This window comes from Myroides sp. JBRI-B21084 (assembly GCF_030545015.1).
Lineage (GTDB): Bacteria > Bacteroidota > Bacteroidia > Flavobacteriales > Flavobacteriaceae > Flavobacterium.
Genome location: NZ_CP120653.1, coordinates 2,006,788 through 2,022,532, shown reverse-complemented (window position 1 = coordinate 2,022,532; position 15,745 = coordinate 2,006,788). Strand labels below are relative to the sequence as shown.

Annotated in this window: 16 protein-coding genes; 7 read left to right on the top strand and 9 right to left on the bottom strand. The window is 31.0% G+C overall.

Going from position 1 to position 15,745, the window contains the following annotated elements:
* The first annotated feature begins 48 nt into the window (after window positions 1–48).
* Genes P3875_RS09680 through P3875_RS09670 form a run of 3 tightly spaced genes read left to right on the top strand, consistent with a single transcriptional unit; the run spans window position 49 to window position 4,390 of the window.
* The gene (locus P3875_RS09680) at window positions 49–627 is read left to right on the top strand and encodes a hypothetical protein (RefSeq protein WP_303443762.1); all 579 of its coding nucleotides are present in this window, start codon (window positions 49–51) and stop codon (window positions 625–627) included.
* Complete coding sequence (gene mfd / locus P3875_RS09675) at window positions 627–3,977, top strand: transcription-repair coupling factor (protein WP_303443761.1); 3,351 nt, start codon at window positions 627–629, stop codon at window positions 3,975–3,977. Before P3875_RS09680 ends, mfd begins: the two co-directional genes overlap by 1 nt.
* Window positions 3,974–4,390, top strand: a complete 417-nt coding sequence (locus tag P3875_RS09670) for a hypothetical protein (RefSeq protein WP_303443760.1) — start codon at window positions 3,974–3,976, stop codon at window positions 4,388–4,390. Before mfd ends, P3875_RS09670 begins: the two co-directional genes overlap by 4 nt.
* A 26-nt stretch (window positions 4,391–4,416) precedes the next feature.
* Here the strand turns inward: P3875_RS09670 and P3875_RS09665 are convergent, their stop codons facing one another.
* From P3875_RS09665 to P3875_RS09650, 4 genes are all read right to left on the bottom strand, one after another.
* Complete coding sequence (locus P3875_RS09665) at window positions 4,417–7,176, bottom strand: T9SS type A sorting domain-containing protein (RefSeq protein WP_303443759.1); 2,760 nt, start codon at window positions 7,174–7,176, stop codon at window positions 4,417–4,419.
* 81 nt (window positions 7,177–7,257) lie between these two features.
* Window positions 7,258–8,316: a M20 family metallo-hydrolase gene (locus P3875_RS09660; protein ID WP_303443758.1), complete on the bottom strand. Its 1,059-nt coding sequence runs from the start codon at window positions 8,314–8,316 to the stop codon at window positions 7,258–7,260.
* The gene (locus P3875_RS09655) at window positions 8,313–9,344 is read right to left on the bottom strand and encodes a glycosyltransferase family 9 protein (RefSeq protein WP_303443757.1); all 1,032 of its coding nucleotides are present in this window, start codon (window positions 9,342–9,344) and stop codon (window positions 8,313–8,315) included. Before P3875_RS09655 ends, P3875_RS09660 begins: the two co-directional genes overlap by 4 nt.
* 343 nt (window positions 9,345–9,687) lie before the next feature.
* Window positions 9,688–10,293 (bottom strand): DUF4254 domain-containing protein, encoded by a 606-nt coding sequence (locus P3875_RS09650; RefSeq protein WP_303443756.1) that lies wholly within the window; start codon window positions 10,291–10,293, stop codon window positions 9,688–9,690.
* A gap of 67 nt (window positions 10,294–10,360) precedes the next feature.
* Between P3875_RS09650 and upp the strand changes: the two genes are divergently transcribed.
* The gene (gene upp, locus P3875_RS09645; protein WP_303443755.1) at window positions 10,361–11,002 is read left to right on the top strand and encodes a uracil phosphoribosyltransferase; all 642 of its coding nucleotides are present in this window, start codon (window positions 10,361–10,363) and stop codon (window positions 11,000–11,002) included.
* Here the strand turns inward: upp and P3875_RS09640 are convergent.
* On the bottom strand, window positions 10,997–11,929 hold the full coding sequence (locus tag P3875_RS09640; RefSeq protein WP_303443754.1) for a DUF6427 family protein: 933 nt from the start codon (window positions 11,927–11,929) through the stop codon (window positions 10,997–10,999). The genes upp and P3875_RS09640 overlap by 6 nt on opposite strands.
* A gap of 108 nt (window positions 11,930–12,037) precedes the next feature.
* Here P3875_RS09640 and P3875_RS09635 point away from each other — a divergent pair, with 108 nt between their 5' ends.
* Window positions 12,038–12,271, top strand: coding sequence for a DUF6341 family protein (locus P3875_RS09635; RefSeq protein ID WP_303443753.1), 234 nt, complete (start codon window positions 12,038–12,040; stop codon window positions 12,269–12,271).
* A gap of 27 nt (window positions 12,272–12,298) precedes the next feature.
* On the opposite strand, the gene P3875_RS09630 is transcribed toward P3875_RS09635, so the two are convergent.
* The 3 genes from P3875_RS09630 to P3875_RS09620 are packed head-to-tail and all read right to left on the bottom strand — an operon-like array spanning window position 12,299 to window position 13,738.
* Window positions 12,299–12,919: an FAD-dependent oxidoreductase gene (locus tag P3875_RS09630; protein ID WP_303443752.1), complete on the bottom strand. Its 621-nt coding sequence runs from the start codon at window positions 12,917–12,919 to the stop codon at window positions 12,299–12,301.
* A 1-nt stretch (window position 12,920) separates the two neighbouring features.
* Entirely contained in the window at window positions 12,921–13,115 is a 195-nt protein-coding gene (locus P3875_RS09625; RefSeq protein ID WP_303443751.1) for a hypothetical protein, read from the bottom strand.
* Between the two features lie 47 nt (window positions 13,116–13,162).
* Window positions 13,163–13,738: a MarC family protein gene (locus tag P3875_RS09620; protein WP_303443750.1), complete on the bottom strand. Its 576-nt coding sequence runs from the start codon at window positions 13,736–13,738 to the stop codon at window positions 13,163–13,165.
* Window positions 13,739–13,871: 133 nt separating this feature from the next.
* On the opposite strand from P3875_RS09620, the gene P3875_RS09615 reads away from it, so the two are divergent.
* Window positions 13,872–14,456 (top strand): DUF3109 family protein, encoded by a 585-nt coding sequence (locus P3875_RS09615; protein ID WP_303443749.1) that lies wholly within the window; start codon window positions 13,872–13,874, stop codon window positions 14,454–14,456.
* Here P3875_RS09615 and P3875_RS09610 read toward each other — a convergent pair.
* Window positions 14,439–14,876 carry a retropepsin-like aspartic protease gene (locus P3875_RS09610; RefSeq protein ID WP_303443748.1) on the bottom strand — a complete coding sequence of 146 codons (438 nt, stop codon included), beginning with the start codon at window positions 14,874–14,876 and terminating at the stop codon, window positions 14,439–14,441. The two genes, P3875_RS09615 and P3875_RS09610, sit on opposite strands and share 18 nt — an antisense overlap.
* 94 nt (window positions 14,877–14,970) lie before the next feature.
* Here P3875_RS09610 and P3875_RS09605 point away from each other — a divergent pair, with 94 nt between their 5' ends.
* On the top strand, window positions 14,971–15,741 hold the full coding sequence (locus tag P3875_RS09605; protein ID WP_303443747.1) for a TatD family hydrolase: 771 nt from the start codon (window positions 14,971–14,973) through the stop codon (window positions 15,739–15,741).
* Window positions 15,742–15,745: the final 4 nt, after the last annotated feature.

Genomic DNA, 15,745 nt, shown 5'->3' with positions numbered 1-15,745 from the left:
TACAGTCAATATTAGTAATTTTGCATATTATTTTAGAACATCATTTCTATGAAATACCTAATCATATCGGTACTTTTTTTAACACTTTTTACAAGTTGTAATAAAAAAAACACAACAGTACCTATTGTAACCACCAAAATATCGCAAGATTCATTGGTGCGCAGCATACATAAAAAGTGGCAATTTAAAGTTGTAGTAGCTAATAACGCAGTGGCTTCTAAAATAAACAACTGGGACCAATGGAATAATTTTAGTAACGAACTTACCATAAAACCAAATGCCAGTTTAAGTAGCTTAAAACGCAAGGCAACTATTTTGGTAGAAAAAGCCGCAGTTTTAAAAACAAACATTCCCGAAATGTATAACAAACCCGAAGTTAAAGCTCGTTTGGCTTTACTTGAAACCAACATTCAAAATTTAGACATGTTGCTTGAATTAGAACCGTTAAATATTAAAGAAATTAATAATTTACTTGCTGCCATACAAAAAAACACCAATTCTTTAATAAACCAGTTTAACGAATTTGAAATTAAAGCTAATATTCCAAAAGAAACAGGCGAAGACCAATTAATGCTAACAATAGACACCGTTAAACGCGCTACGTTAAATGCTTTACCTACCGAATAATGAGTATAAAAAAAATAGTTGAACAAGCCACAAAAACCCAACAATTACAAAGCCAAATTACAAAATTAGGCACAAAAATACATAGCAAAGGTTTTGTTGGTTCGGCACTATCGTTTCAAATTCAGGCATTATTTAAAAATGCCGAACAACATTTTTTGCTAATTTTTAACGATAAAGAAGAAGCCGCTTATTATTTAAACGATTTAGAAAACCTTATTTCTAAAGAATACGTACTTTTTTATCCAGGTTCGTACCGCCGTCCGTATCAAATTGAAGAAACCGATAACGCCAATGTACTTTTACGTGCCGAAGTTTTAAACCGATTAAACGCACGTAAAAAACCAGTTGTTATTGTTTCGTACGCCGATGCCTTGTTTGAAAAAGTAGTTACCCGAAAACAACTTGATAAAAACACTTTAAAAATTGCCGTTAACGATAAAATGACTATTGATTTTGTTAACGAAGTACTTTTTGAATACAATTTTAAACGTGTAGATTTTGTATCGGAACCTGGTGAATTTTCTGTTCGCGGTGGTATTATTGATGTTTTTTCTTTTTCGAACGAAAACCCTTATCGTATTGAATTTTTTGGAAACGAAATAGACAGTATTAGAACTTTTGATGTGGAAACACAACTTTCTATCGAAACCAACAAAAAAATAACCATTATACCTAATGTTGAAAACAAGTTTTTACAAGAAACACGTGAAAGCTTTTTAAACTACATTAATCCAAATACTGTTTTGTTTATTCAAAACACCATGGTAGTTAAAGAACAACTTACTAAAATGTTTCAAAAAGCTACCGAAACTTTTGATAAGTTAAGCACTAATGTAAAACATTTATCGCCAAATGAAATGTTTTTACCTGCAACCGAATTTCTTTTAAAAGCAGAAGATTTCACCGTGGTTGAATTAGCTCAGCAAAACTTTTTCACACCAAACTTGTCCATTGAATTTTTCCAAAGCCCGCAGCCGTCATTCAATAAACAATTCGATTTACTTATCGAAAACCTCAACCAAAATACCGAAAACGGCTATACCAATTATTTGTATTGCTCTAGTGAATCACAACGCAACCGATTTGAAGAAATTTTTAGCAGCTTAAAAGACCAAAATCAACAAATTAAGCAATACAAAACCGTTGTAATGCCTTTATTTCAAGGTTTTATTGATAAAGAAAACCAAATTGTTTGCTATACCGACCATCAAATTTTTGAACGCTACCATAAATTCAGTATTAAAAATGGTTACACCAAAAAACAAACCATAACTTTAAAAGAGCTTACAACACTATCGGTTGGTGATTACGTTACCCACATTGATCACGGAATTGGTAAATTTGGCGGTTTACAAAAAATTGATGTTGAGGGCAAAAAACAAGAAGCCATAAAACTAGTGTACGCAGATAATGATATTGTTTACGTATCTATACACTCACTACACAAAATATCAAAATACAATGGTAAAGACGGTGCGCCACCAAAAATTTACAAAATTGGCTCTGGCGCTTGGAAAGCCTTAAAACAAAAAACTAAAGCACGTGTTAAACACATTGCCTTTAACTTAATAAAATTATACGCTAAACGCAGACTTGAAAAAGGATTTGCATGTGCACCCGATAGTTATTTACAAGCCGAACTTGAAAGTTCGTTTATTTATGAAGATACACCAGATCAGTTAAAATCAACTATTGATGTAAAAACCGATATGGAAAACGATCGTCCTATGGATCGTTTGGTTTGTGGCGATGTGGGCTTTGGAAAAACCGAAGTTGCCATACGTGCTGCTTTTAAAATGGTTGATAATGGCAAACAAGTTGCTGTATTGGTACCAACTACTATTTTGGCTTTTCAGCATTACAAAACGTTTACCGAACGTTTAAAAGATATGCCTGTAAAAGTAGCCTACTTAAATCGCTTTAAAACAGCAAAACAAAAAACCGAAACCTTAAAAGAACTAGCCGAAGGTAAAATTGATATTATTATTGGCACACATCAATTGGTTAATAAAAACGTGGTTTTTAAAGATTTAGGCTTATTGGTTATTGACGAAGAACAAAAATTTGGTGTTGCCGTTAAAGATAAACTTAAAACCATTGGCGAAAACATTGATACCCTTACACTTACTGCAACGCCAATTCCGCGCACCTTGCAGTTTTCATTAATGGCCGCACGTGATTTATCCGTAATTTCAACCCCACCACCAAATCGTTATCCTATTGAAACAAATGTTGTTGGATTTAATGAAGAAATAATTCGCGATGCTATAACTTATGAAATTGAACGCGGCGGACAGGTATATTTTATTAACAACCGTATTGAAAATATTAAAGAAGTAGCCGGTATGATTCAACGTTTGGTTCCGCATGCAAAAGTAGGCATAGGACACGGCCAAATGGACGGTAAAAAATTAGAAGACTTACTGTTATCTTTCATGGAAGGTGAATTTGATGTTTTGGTTGCCACAACAATTATTGAAAGTGGTTTAGACGTACCTAACGCAAACACTATTTTTATAAACAATGCCAATAATTTTGGTTTAAGCGATTTACACCAAATGCGTGGCCGTGTAGGGCGTAGCAATAAAAAAGCGTTTTGTTATTTTATTACACCGCCTTATAGTGTAATGACCGAAGAAGCTAGAAAACGCATATCGGCATTAGAACAATTTAGCGATTTAGGTAGCGGATTTAATATTGCCATGAAAGATTTAGAAATTCGTGGTGCTGGTGATATTTTAGGTGGTGAACAAAGTGGTTTTATTAATGAAATTGGCTTTGAAACCTACCAAAAAATTATGAACGAAGCTATTGATGAATTAAAAGAAAACGAGTTTAAAGATTTATACGAAGACGAACAAAATATTGATACCAAAGAGTACGTAAAAGATATTGTAATTGAATCTGATTTTGAAATTTTGTTTCCAGATGAATACATTAACAGCGTTTCAGAACGTTTGGCTTTATATAATGAAATGGCTACTTTAAAAACCGAAGATGAATTAATTGCATTTCAAAATAAATTAACCGACCGTTTTGGTGCATTGCCAAAACAAGCCATAAACCTATTAGATTCGGTACGTATAAAATGGATTGCTTCAAAAGCAGGAATTGAAAAACTGGTTTTAAAACAAGGCAAAATGATTGGTTATTTTGTTAGCGATCAACAATCAATGTACTACCAATCGTCACAATTCCGTAAAGTACTGCAGTTTGTACAGGTATATCCAAAACTGGCTACGTTAAAAGAAAAACAAACCAAAAACGGTTTGCGCTTATTGTTAACGTTTGATCATATCAAATCAATTAGTAAAGCTTTAGAAAACCTTCAAAAACTACAACAATTATGAAAAAGGTAAGTAGTTGTATATTATTAGTTTTATGTAGTTTTACTGGTTTTGCTCAGGATACCTTGGCAATGCCCAGCAAACCAGTGTTTACTGATGTTATTTATACTGGTGGTACTACCGATGATTTACACAATTACATAAACAACAACTTTAATTACAACAATGTAAAAAAAACCGATGTGCCTAAAACTAACAAAAAACAATCGTTTTTTGTGTTTTATGTATCGTTTACTATTAATGAAGAAGGTGTTCCTTTTGATTTTTCTCCAGAAGATATTGCTAAAGATAATAGTTTTTATATAGAAGCTGTACGTGTAATTGCATCAACACGTTGGCAATTTGCTACCGAAAATGGTGCATATAAAAAACAATATGTTGTTATACCTGTAAAGGCTAGTACCAACGAATTATAAAAAAATAAGGATTGTTTAAACAATCCTTATTTTTTTATAACCTTGTGAAATAATGTTTTATTAGTTTTAGTGTAAATTTTTAGAAGATATATTCCATTTGATAAACTTTCTAAATTAAATTGATTTTTTTGTGTCATTAAAACCTTTTTACCACTTACATCATAAACATCAATTTTTTTTATTTCATCGTTTAACTCTACATTTAAAACACCTGTTGTTGGATTTGGAAAAACCGAAATTTTGGAAATTAAAGCGTTTTCTAAATCATTAACACTAAGAGCTAATTGATTTAAATCATAAAGCTGAGTTCTATCTATTATCCAACGTGGATATGAATTAAGCAAATATCCTTTAGTAATTGAATTATGTATATGTAACCTATCATCGTTATCAAAATATAAAAATTCAAAATTACTTTCTAAATTAAATGTTGCTACATTATTAAGATCTTCGTTTAACATTTCAATTTCAGAACTAAGAAAATCGGTGTGTAAAATGTAATTTTTATACTTATAAAATCTTGAAGTAAATTTTCTATTGATATCCTTTTTAATATTTAAAGTGTTTTTATCAATTTGATATAGTTTATCGTTGTCTTGAAAATAAACCGAATTGTTTTCAAAAACTACTGCATCGTAAGGTTTTGTGATGTTTTTTTGTGCGTAAGTTCCGTTTAAATTTACTTTAAATATTTTATACACACTGGTGCCATTTTGAACAGCTGCAAAATAAATACTTTTTGTTACAGGATCTATAACTGACTGAAAATAAACTTCATAATCAATTCCATATACTATTTCTTGTATTTTTTGAAAATTTTTATAAATAATAAGTTTAGATTTTGAATTATATGTATTTGGAATATGTTCATGTTGTGCAAAATAATAATACAAATCATTATTAGCATCAATAAATTGATTTACAGGCCTCGATGATTCTGGTAATAAAATAGTTTGTTTGTAACTACCCGTAACCATATCGTACTCCTTTATAACATTATCTGTTAAAGTATAATCAATAGTATATAGTTTATTGTTATGAACAAGTACTTTATCAAAAGTATCAACTAAGGTATTAAATACAACTGTACCATTGCTTTGCATTTTTTGTAAATAATACACATAATTTTGTTGTTGATCTAAACTGGTGGTACCAAAATATATATTATCTAAATTATCTATCTCTGCATTACTGAATAAACTGTTATTTACACTATTCTCAAAAACAACATTATAATTTTTATCTAATTTTTTTATGTAATCTTTACTACTTACACCAGTAGCACCTGTTGACATACCAATACTATAACTATAAAATATTATCGATGAATTATCTGAAAGTATTTTATGTACACCTCTGTAAAAAGTACTCGCACTTCCTTTACCTTGATAAATATAATGAGGATAAATGTTTGAACGGTTTGGTAATTTATATGCAACTGAAGCTACATTATCGTAAAAATCACTTGAATTAGGTACTATTTGGTTAGATTGTTGCGCAAAAACATTGAAAGAGGTACCATCTTTCACAAACAACTTTACATTGTTTACCGATATATTAGAATATGGCTCAACAGTTTGCCATTGATTATCAACAACATCAATATGATCGTCATAAATTACTCCAATATTGCTCTCGTCTATAGCAATAATTTCGTTTCCTGTAAAATTATAATCTAAAACATCTTTTGTTATGGTACCAGTAGGTGAGATTATAACTTCGGATAATTCGGCTGTTGTTGCAAAACTGTTAAGTTTACTCATTCCAAACAATCGAATACTTCCGTTAGGAAGAATTTGCGAATTGTGAAAACTATTCATACGAACATTATCTTGATAATGTCCTAAATAAGTTAACTGATCTGAAATTGCTAAAGTAATGTACGATTGTGAACTTACAAAACTTTCAAAAGTAAAATACAAAACATTACCCAATAAATTAGATTTTAATTCTCTATTTTTTAAAACAATTAAATATTGCCCTGATCCTGTGTAAGAACTTACATTTAAAGATGCGTAACCTTGCGTTAATAATTTATTAATTCGATATTCGTATGTGGATGATGAGGTACCTTTTTTAACACCTGTTAAATAGTAATAATTTCCTTTTTCGTAATAGAAAGACAAAGTATATCCGTACAAATCTACTTGTGGGTCATAAGGTAAAATATCGGTTCTGTGTTCAATACTTTCTGTATTATTTGGCGAAAATTTAAAAAAAGTAACTTTGTTATTTGGTGAATGTGCAGTATAAACTAATACAAAATTATTATTATCATCTAAGTGTGTAAAAATAAATCTATAATTTGTAGTTGTATAATTTGCAGGTTCATTTAGTTGTAAAGCAACATCTTCTAAGCTTTTTTGAAAAATTAAACTACCCGTACTACTTAGCTTTGTAACATAATGTTTATTATCTGTTGTATATAAATTAAAGTTAATTAAACTAACCGTATATACATATAAGTTACCATTCTGATCAACTTCTGCATTTCTAAAATTATCTAAACTATTCTGATCGGGTGTTGTAATTACATAAGTCCAAAGCGTATCCATATTGCTATTTAATTTAGCAACAAATACGTCTAATGTGGTATATGTTTCGTCTTTTGTACCTATAATAAAAGAATCGCCATTAGATAATTTAATAGCTTTTTTTAAAGCTGAAATATTAGAACTTGTGTTTTTATAATGATCAATTGTTCCTAGTGCATTTAATTGTTGAGTTTGCGCTTGAACTTGGATTGATAAAATATAAAATAATAATAGTTGAAGTAAAAATTTCATAAATGCTTCTTTTTGATTATAAATTTAATCATTTTTTACAAATAACTAAATTATAGATAGTTCTGTAATTTCAATTAATTATTATAGTACCAACTGATTTAAAATTTCAATATACAAATCTATTCCTTCTTCAATTTCATGCACAAAAACATATTCATCTGCGGTGTGTGAACGCGCCGAATTTCCTGGTCCTAATTTTATCGATGGAATTTTTAACACCGCCTGGTCACTGGTTGTTGGTGAACCGTAGGGAGTTCTACCTAAATGCAAACCGGCTTTTACAATTGGATGTTCTAACGCTATAAACGATGGGCGTAAACGGGTTGATCGCGGTTTAATTTCACATTTTGTATGTGCTTTTATTATTTCTAAAACCTCTTCGTTTGTGTAAGCATCGGTTATACGCACATCTACTACAAAATCGCAGGTTGATGGTACCACATTGTGCTGTGTACCCGCATTAATCATTGTAACCGACATTTTTATAGGTCCAAACATTTCCGATTGTTTTGGAAACTCAAAGGTTTTAAACCACAAAATATCTTCAATGGCATTGTAAATGGCGTTTTCACCTTCGTTACGGGCTGCATGCCCCGATTTTCCTAAAGCCTTACACTCTAAAACCATTAAACCTTTTTCGGCTACTGCCAAATGCATTTGGGTAGGTTCGCCAACAATTGCAAAATCTAATGTTCCTAATTTTGGTACTACCGATTCTAACCCATTCAAACCTAAAATTTCTTCTTCGGCTGTTGCAGCTAAAACAAAATTGTATTTTAAATTGGGGTTATCGTAATAATGCAGAAAGGTTGCTATTAAGGCTACTAAACAACCGCCGGCATCGTTACTGCCTAAACCGTATAGCTTACCATCAATTATTTCGGGCAAAAACGGATCGCGGGTGTAATCTATATTGGGGCGTACGGTGTCGTGGTGCGAGTTTAATAAAATGGTAGGCTTTAATGGGTTGTAATACTTATTAAATGCCCATACGTTGTTAAGTTCACGGTGTGTTTTAACACCAAAACTTTGAATGTACGTATTAATTATAGTTGCTGTTTGCTGTTCTTCTTTACTAAACGATTGTGTTTTAATTAAATCAATCAACAAACCAATGCTTTTTTCTTTTAAATTTTTCATTCGCTTAAAATTGAGTTCAATTTTGCAATAACATCATTAGGTGCAATACTTTCCATTACATTTTCGTAACCTGGAACTATTTTATTGCCATAAACCGATGTGGGTATAAACGGAAATGTATCTAAATTTGGAATTAAACTGTTAGTCATTGGCTGATTAAAAGGTACAAAACCTGCATACGGATGCGTGTTGCCCCATAAAGTTACCACTTGTACCCCATACATTGCTGCAATATGTGCATTACCAGAATCCATTGAAAGCATTACGTTTAAATAAGGGATTAGTTGTAATTCCTGTTTAAAATTAAACACATTGGGTACCAATATAACATTTGTAAGGTTTTGTTGCAGTTCTTTTAATTGCCCTAATTCACTTTTACTGCCAAATAAAAATATTTTGTGTAACTTATTTTTAGCTATTTCAGCAATAACGTGTTGCATTAAAGCTGTAGGATATACTTTGGTTTTGTACTGTGCAAAAGGTGCAATACCAATCCATTTATTACTTAATTTTTCGCCAGTAATTGTTGTAAATTCATCTGTTAAAACAGGTTTTTCAGGAAAAACTATTTTAGATAAAATTACTTTAAAACCTAACAGCTCTAAAGTATCAACATGCCTTTGAACCATTGGTTTTACTGGTTTTAATATTTTTTTTTGCAGTTTGGTTAGTTCTTTTTTTTCTTTTCTACCTTTATTGGTAAAAGCTACTTTTGTGCCAGTTAATTTAAAAAAAGTTCGCAGAATTTTTGACCTTAATACATTGTGAAAATCTGCTACAAAATCAATTTTCAACGGCTTTAAATCGTTAAACAATCTATAAATTCCAAAAAATCCTTTGTGACGATTTTCTAAATCAACTCCAAAAAAATCAACTCTTTCTATACCTTCAAAAAAAGGCTTAAAAAAAGGGCGCGAAACCACCGTTACTTTTACATTTTTGTGTTGCTGTACCAATGCTGTAATTACGGGAACTGTCATAGCTACATCGCCCATCGCCGATAATCGTATTACTAAAATATGTTTCATTTTAATTTGCGAAAATTTGTAACACTTGGTACGATAAATCTAAAACGGGTTTATATGCTACCCAAAAAGCTACCAACGGCATTATTATAAATACTAAACCAACATAAAGCCATATTTTTGATGTACTATGCGCAAGCAATTTGGCAAAAAAGTAAATAAGTAAATAGTACACACTTAAAATGCCAAGTGGTACAAAAAAAAGTTGGGCATAGCTGTTAAAAAACTGCCCTATTAAAACTGCTATTAAAACTATTAAAATAGTAAAAAGCAGTATTTGTGTTATTTTTATAAGTTTGTTCATAGCAAAAAAGACTTTCATAGGCTGAAAGTCTTTCAAAAGTACTTATTTTTTATTTTGATACAATACTGGGTTTAATTCTTCGTCGTTGTACATTTTCATTTGTTTGTACACTTTCATGAATTTTTCACCGTTTTCTATATCATCAATTAATTGGCTTATTGATGTAAACATGTCTTGTTTTTGTTCTAACAAAACGTTTAATTTTTCTTGACATTTAGCGCGGTGTTCTGTTGATGCATCTGGGCGTGTAGCCTCTTCTTGCATGTGGTAAATTTTTAACGCTAAAATTGACAAACGGTCAATAGCCCAAGCTGGACTTTCGGTATTAATTTTTGCGTTTGGTTTAACTTGTACGTTTTTGTATTTATCTAAAAAATAGCTGTCAATATACTCAACCATATCGGTTCGTACTTGGTTCGATGCATCAATTTTACGTTTTAAAACCAAAGCTGCAACAGGATCAATTTGTGGATCACGAATAATATCTTCGTAATGCCATTGTACAGTATCAACCCAGTTTTTAGCATACAACAAATGCTCTATAGTTCCTTTTTCAAAAGGATTTTCTATTGGATGATTTACGTCGTCGTATTTATGATAATCTACAATACTTTTTTCAAAAACAGGAAATGCGAATTCTGCAAACATTGATATAATTTTTATTTACAAATATAGTTTTAATACTTTTACAACAATAAAAAACACCACTAAAGTTATGCAAATTCATTATTTATCAGACCAAAAAAGCATTTTAAATCATTTTTTAATGCAAATACGTCATTTCGAAATTCAAAAGGATACCATGCGTTTTAGAAAAAACATGGAACGTATTGGCGAAGTTATGGCATATGAACTTAGTAAAACACTTGAATTTGAATCAACAAAAGTACCAACACCACTAGGCACTAAAAATACAATGACAATTAGTAATAAAGTAGTTTTATGCGCTATACTAAGAGCTGGTTTGGCATTGCATACAGGTTTTATGAATTTTTTTGACGATGCAGAAAATGCTTTTATATCGGCTGCTCGTACGCATGGTACTTCGGATATTTTGGTAGAGTATCAAGCAATGCCTGCGTTTAAAAATAAAAGTTTGCTTTTGTTAGATCCTATGCTTGCAACGGGACATTCTTTACATGCTGTTTATAAGCAATTAACAAATCATGAACAACCTAAAGAAATACATATTTGCGTGGTAATTGCAGCACCAGAAGGCATTGCATATTTAGAACAACATTTGCCAAACAACATACATTTGTGGGTTGCTAGTTTAGATAACGGTTTAAACAACAAAAATTATATTGTACCCGGTATTGGCGATGCAGGAGATTTGGCTTATGGTATAAAACTATAATTTCATTAAAAAAAACAGTAATAAACTTACCCCTAAAATACTAACTAAAACAGTTTCTTTAATCCAGTAACTTTTAGTTGTTGCTAAAAAATTTCCTCCTATAATTGATAATGGAAAAAATGTAAAAACCAATAATCCATTTGATTTATCGGGCGAAATTATATAAACTGTTGCCCCTATTACAAAGCAAAAAACAATGTTTTTGTATAATATTAATTGGTCTGTTGCAATATTTTTTAAGTTGGTAAATAAATAAAAGGTAAACAAAACGGCTATAGTTGCTAAAAAAGCCAAAGCAATGTTTTGATAACCGTTTTCAAAATAACTAAAATTAAAGCCAATAGCGTACTTGTTTGTCCAAAATTCAACCAAATTAATACCGTTAAACAAACTGTATGTATAAAACAAAATGGTAACGGTTAACAAGGCAATTAATGGGATAATCCAATTGCGATAATCTTGCCCTACGTACCAAATAATGGTTAAATAAATCATTGCAAAGTACAAAATGGTCCACGATTCAAACAAGGTGGCAATAAAAATCCATAAACTGGCATCAAAAATTTTTAGTTTGGGCATATTTAATGTTTGCATAGAAATAATTCTGCGCAATGCCAAAAGCACTAAAAAATTGGCTATTATTAAATTAGCATCGTCATAAAAAGTAGGAAAAAGAATTAAAAAACAGGCGTATAAAAACAACGAATACAAGTTGTTTGCAGATAAATAGTTTTTTAATGTTATAAATTGTATCAACAAAACCGATACAACAACCAATATAAACAAAAAACTTTTTTCTATAATTACGGTTGGCGATTGCAACCATTTTAAATCGCTAATTAAATGTATAAAATAAGTGGCCAATAGCATAAAACCTATTACTACATACCCTATTGGTTTACTTTTTGAAAAAAGATTTGCAAGCATTAACGATATTATTTAGTTTTTGTAAATAAGTTGTTGATAATTTTTTTTACTTTTGTTGCAAAGTTAGAATTAAACTGAAATTAAACATAAATAATTAATAACAATATTATGTGGACATCTTTCTTTAAAGGTATTGAATTTTTATTCGTTGATGTATTGTTTGTACCAATGGATTGGTTTGCTAAACTAGAATTATCAAACTGGTGGGTTGCAAACATTATTAACTGGATTTTTATTATTATTTGTTGCGTGGCTTTCTCGTACTGGTTAAAGCAGTTACGTTTATTCGCTTCAAATAACGAAGACAATCAAGACACAACGGCACATTCGTTCTTAAAATAAAAAAATCAGGTTTAAAACCTGATTTTTTTATGCTTCTTTTTTTCTTATACTATCATGTGCGTGGGTTTCAACACCATTATTCCATAACGTTAAAATATCGGTTGCTACAGCTGCACCGCTACCTGCAGCAATTGCTAACTGACTGCGATGCCCAGCTAACGTTCCTGCTACATATACACCACTAGTTACCAAATGATCATTATTTGCTAACTGAATTCTATTTTTTTGAGGCAACGATTTTTTATGCGGTATTACAAAATCATGTAAAAAACCATCAATTGTAAACGGATTGCTAGAATTAATTGCTAAAACTATAGTTTCGGCCTCGTAAATATTTTCGTTAGTAGTAACCAAAAAGAAAGTTCCGTTAGTAGTTATCGAAACCACTTTCTCGTTTGCAATTTGTTGTATTTCAGGATATAGATGCTGTAAATCTTCAATTGTATTTTTTAACAAATCACTCCCTAAAGTATTAGGTGCAATTCCATAGGCATTGTTAAACACTGCATCTTGTAGCATAGATGCTTTTTGGTGGGTAATAATTCCTATTTTTTTATTGGTCATAAACGGTTTTTTAAGAGCCGAACCTAAAATTAAGGCACACGAAACCCCCGAAACGCCACCGCCAATTATTAAACAGTTAAACATTTTATTTGTTTTTGTTGTCTATAGCTTTAGATGTATTAAAAATAAGCAGTAAAATAACAGCGCACAAAACAGCTATAATGCAAATTAACGCAACAACACTTTCGCCTTGAAATAAGTTGTTAAAATCTAATTTTGTAATGTTTAATACAATCAAAGCAATAGCAATTGCTATAACTATGTATGTAAGATATTTCATTATTGATTTATTATGTTGAATAGGAAACGAAAGTACAAAATAATTAATTAGTTAAGCAAGTCTTTAACATTAGTAGCAAATAATTTAACAGCAATAGCTAATAAAACCACTCCAAAAACTTTTCTAATTACACCTAAACCGTTTGCACCTATTAAGCGTTCTATTTGGCCCGATAGTTTTAAAACCACATATACTACAATAATATTTAACACAATAGCTAATACAATGTTTATGGTTTGATATTCTGCGCGTAACGCTAAAATAGTGGTCATAATACCTGGCCCAGCAATTAATGGAAAGGCTAAAGGAACAATAGATGCTGTTTTAGGTTCTTCATCGCGGTACAAACGTATCCCCAAAATCATTTCTAATGCTAAAAAAAACAATACAAATGCACCTGCAACTGCAAATGAATTCACATCGATACCTATTAATGTTAAAATACTTTCGCCAACAAACAAAAAAGCAATCATAATTAAAGCAGCTACTAAAGATGCTTTTTCAGATTGTATTTTTCCTACACGTGACCGTAAATCAACAATAATAGGTATCGAACCTAAAATATCAATTACAGCAAAAATAATCATGCCCGCAGTAAAAATTTCTTTAAAATTAATTTCCATAGCTTTATTTTTTGCAAAGGTATTTATTCTACCTCAAAATACACTTGCTTTTTAAATGATAATTTTTAGGTTTTTACATACCTATATAAACAAGTAAATAGTTGTAACTTTGCAACTGTTAATGAATTGATTTATGTTTCAGATTGGAAAAACAATAGTATCAGACGATGTTCTTGAAAAAGAATTTGTTTGTAACCTAACCGCCTGTAAAGGACAATGCTGTATTGATGGTGATGCCGGTGCACCTTTAGATGAAAACGAAACAGCCATTTTAGAAGATATTTACCCTATAATTAAACCTTATTTACGTAGCGAAGGTATCGATGCTATTGAAAATCAAGGTACTTGGGTTGTTGGCGAAGACGGCACGTTTGAAACCCCGCTTATAAACAATAAAGAATGTGCCTATGTAATTTTTGACGGCCCAACTGCTTTATGCGGTATTGAACAAGCGTATAACGAAGGTTTAATTAAATGGAAAAAACCTGTGTCGTGCCATTTATACCCTATACGTATTAAAGAATTTTCGCAGTTTTCAGCTGTTAATTACAACCGTTGGCATATTTGTGACGATGCTTGTACACTTGGAAAAGAATTAGAAGTGCCTGTTTATAAGTTTTTAAAAGAACCACTAATTCGTAAATTTGGCGAAAGTTGGTATAACGAACTAGAAACCGTGGCTACCGAATGGCAAAAACAATCATTTAATAAAAAGTAATTGTTGCGGATAATTTATAATTGCATGGTGGTTTTTAAGTAAATCGCTACCAATTATACCATGAACTTTAGGCAAATCGTATTCGGCTAACGCAAAATTAACATGGGTAAGATCAAGTAAAATAACAGCAACACCGTTTTGTTTCCATTTACCCATTTGTATGCAATTATTGGTCGAAATTTCGGCATGCATACCATTAGCACCTGCCCCCGAAGCTTTTGCTTTATGGGTTTTTGATAATAATTTAAAATACAATTGTTCGTTACTATCAATACAAGTGTTTGATGCGCCAGTATCAATTAAAAACAAACCTTTGGTTTTATTAATTTTTGCATGCACAAACAAATGGTTCGATTTGCGAATACGAAATGGAATACTAAAATAACCTTGTTGTTCAAAAAATAGCAAACTATCGTTCATACATTTAAAATTTTATAAACACAAAAATAGGTTTTAGTTACTTTTGTTTTTAAAAAAATATCTAAAACGTTTTAAAAAGTAAGCAATAATTAAAATGATTTTAATTGATACACATACACATTTGTATAGTGAAGAATTTAATGCAGATAGAAACGAAATGATGCAACGCGCCCTTAATGCGGGGGTTAAACATTTTTTTGTACCCGCAATAGACGCTTCTTATTACAACGGTATGCAACAAATTAAACAGCAATATCCACAAAATGTTCATTTAATGATGGGTCTACACCCATGTTACGTTAAACCCGAAACTTTTGAACAAGAATTGGCTTTTGTTGAACAAGAACTTGCAAAAAACACGTACGTTGCTGTAGGCGAAATTGGAGTTGATATGTATTGGGATAAATCTACCCTTAACATTCAACAACAAGCTTTTCAAACACAAATACAATGGGCAAAAAAACTAGGCTTACCTATAAACATACATTGTCGCGATGCTTTTGATGAGGTTTTTGAAGTATTAGAACAAGAAAAAGCTTCAGAGTTATTTGGAATTTTCCACTGTTTTACGGGCGATTTTAACCAAGCTCAACGCGCCTTAAACCTAAACATGAAATTAGGAATTGGCGGTGTTGCAACCTTTAAAAACGGCAAAATAGACCAATATTTAAACCAAATACCTTTAGAACATATTGTTTTAGAAACCGATTCACCTTATTTAGCGCCTGTACCACACCGCGGCAAACGCAACGAAAGCAGCTATGTTGCTTTAGTTGCACAAAAATTAGCAAGTATTTACAACTTATCGGTTGAAGAAATTGCATTGCAAACAACAAAAAACGCATTAAACATTTTTAAATTGTAAATTG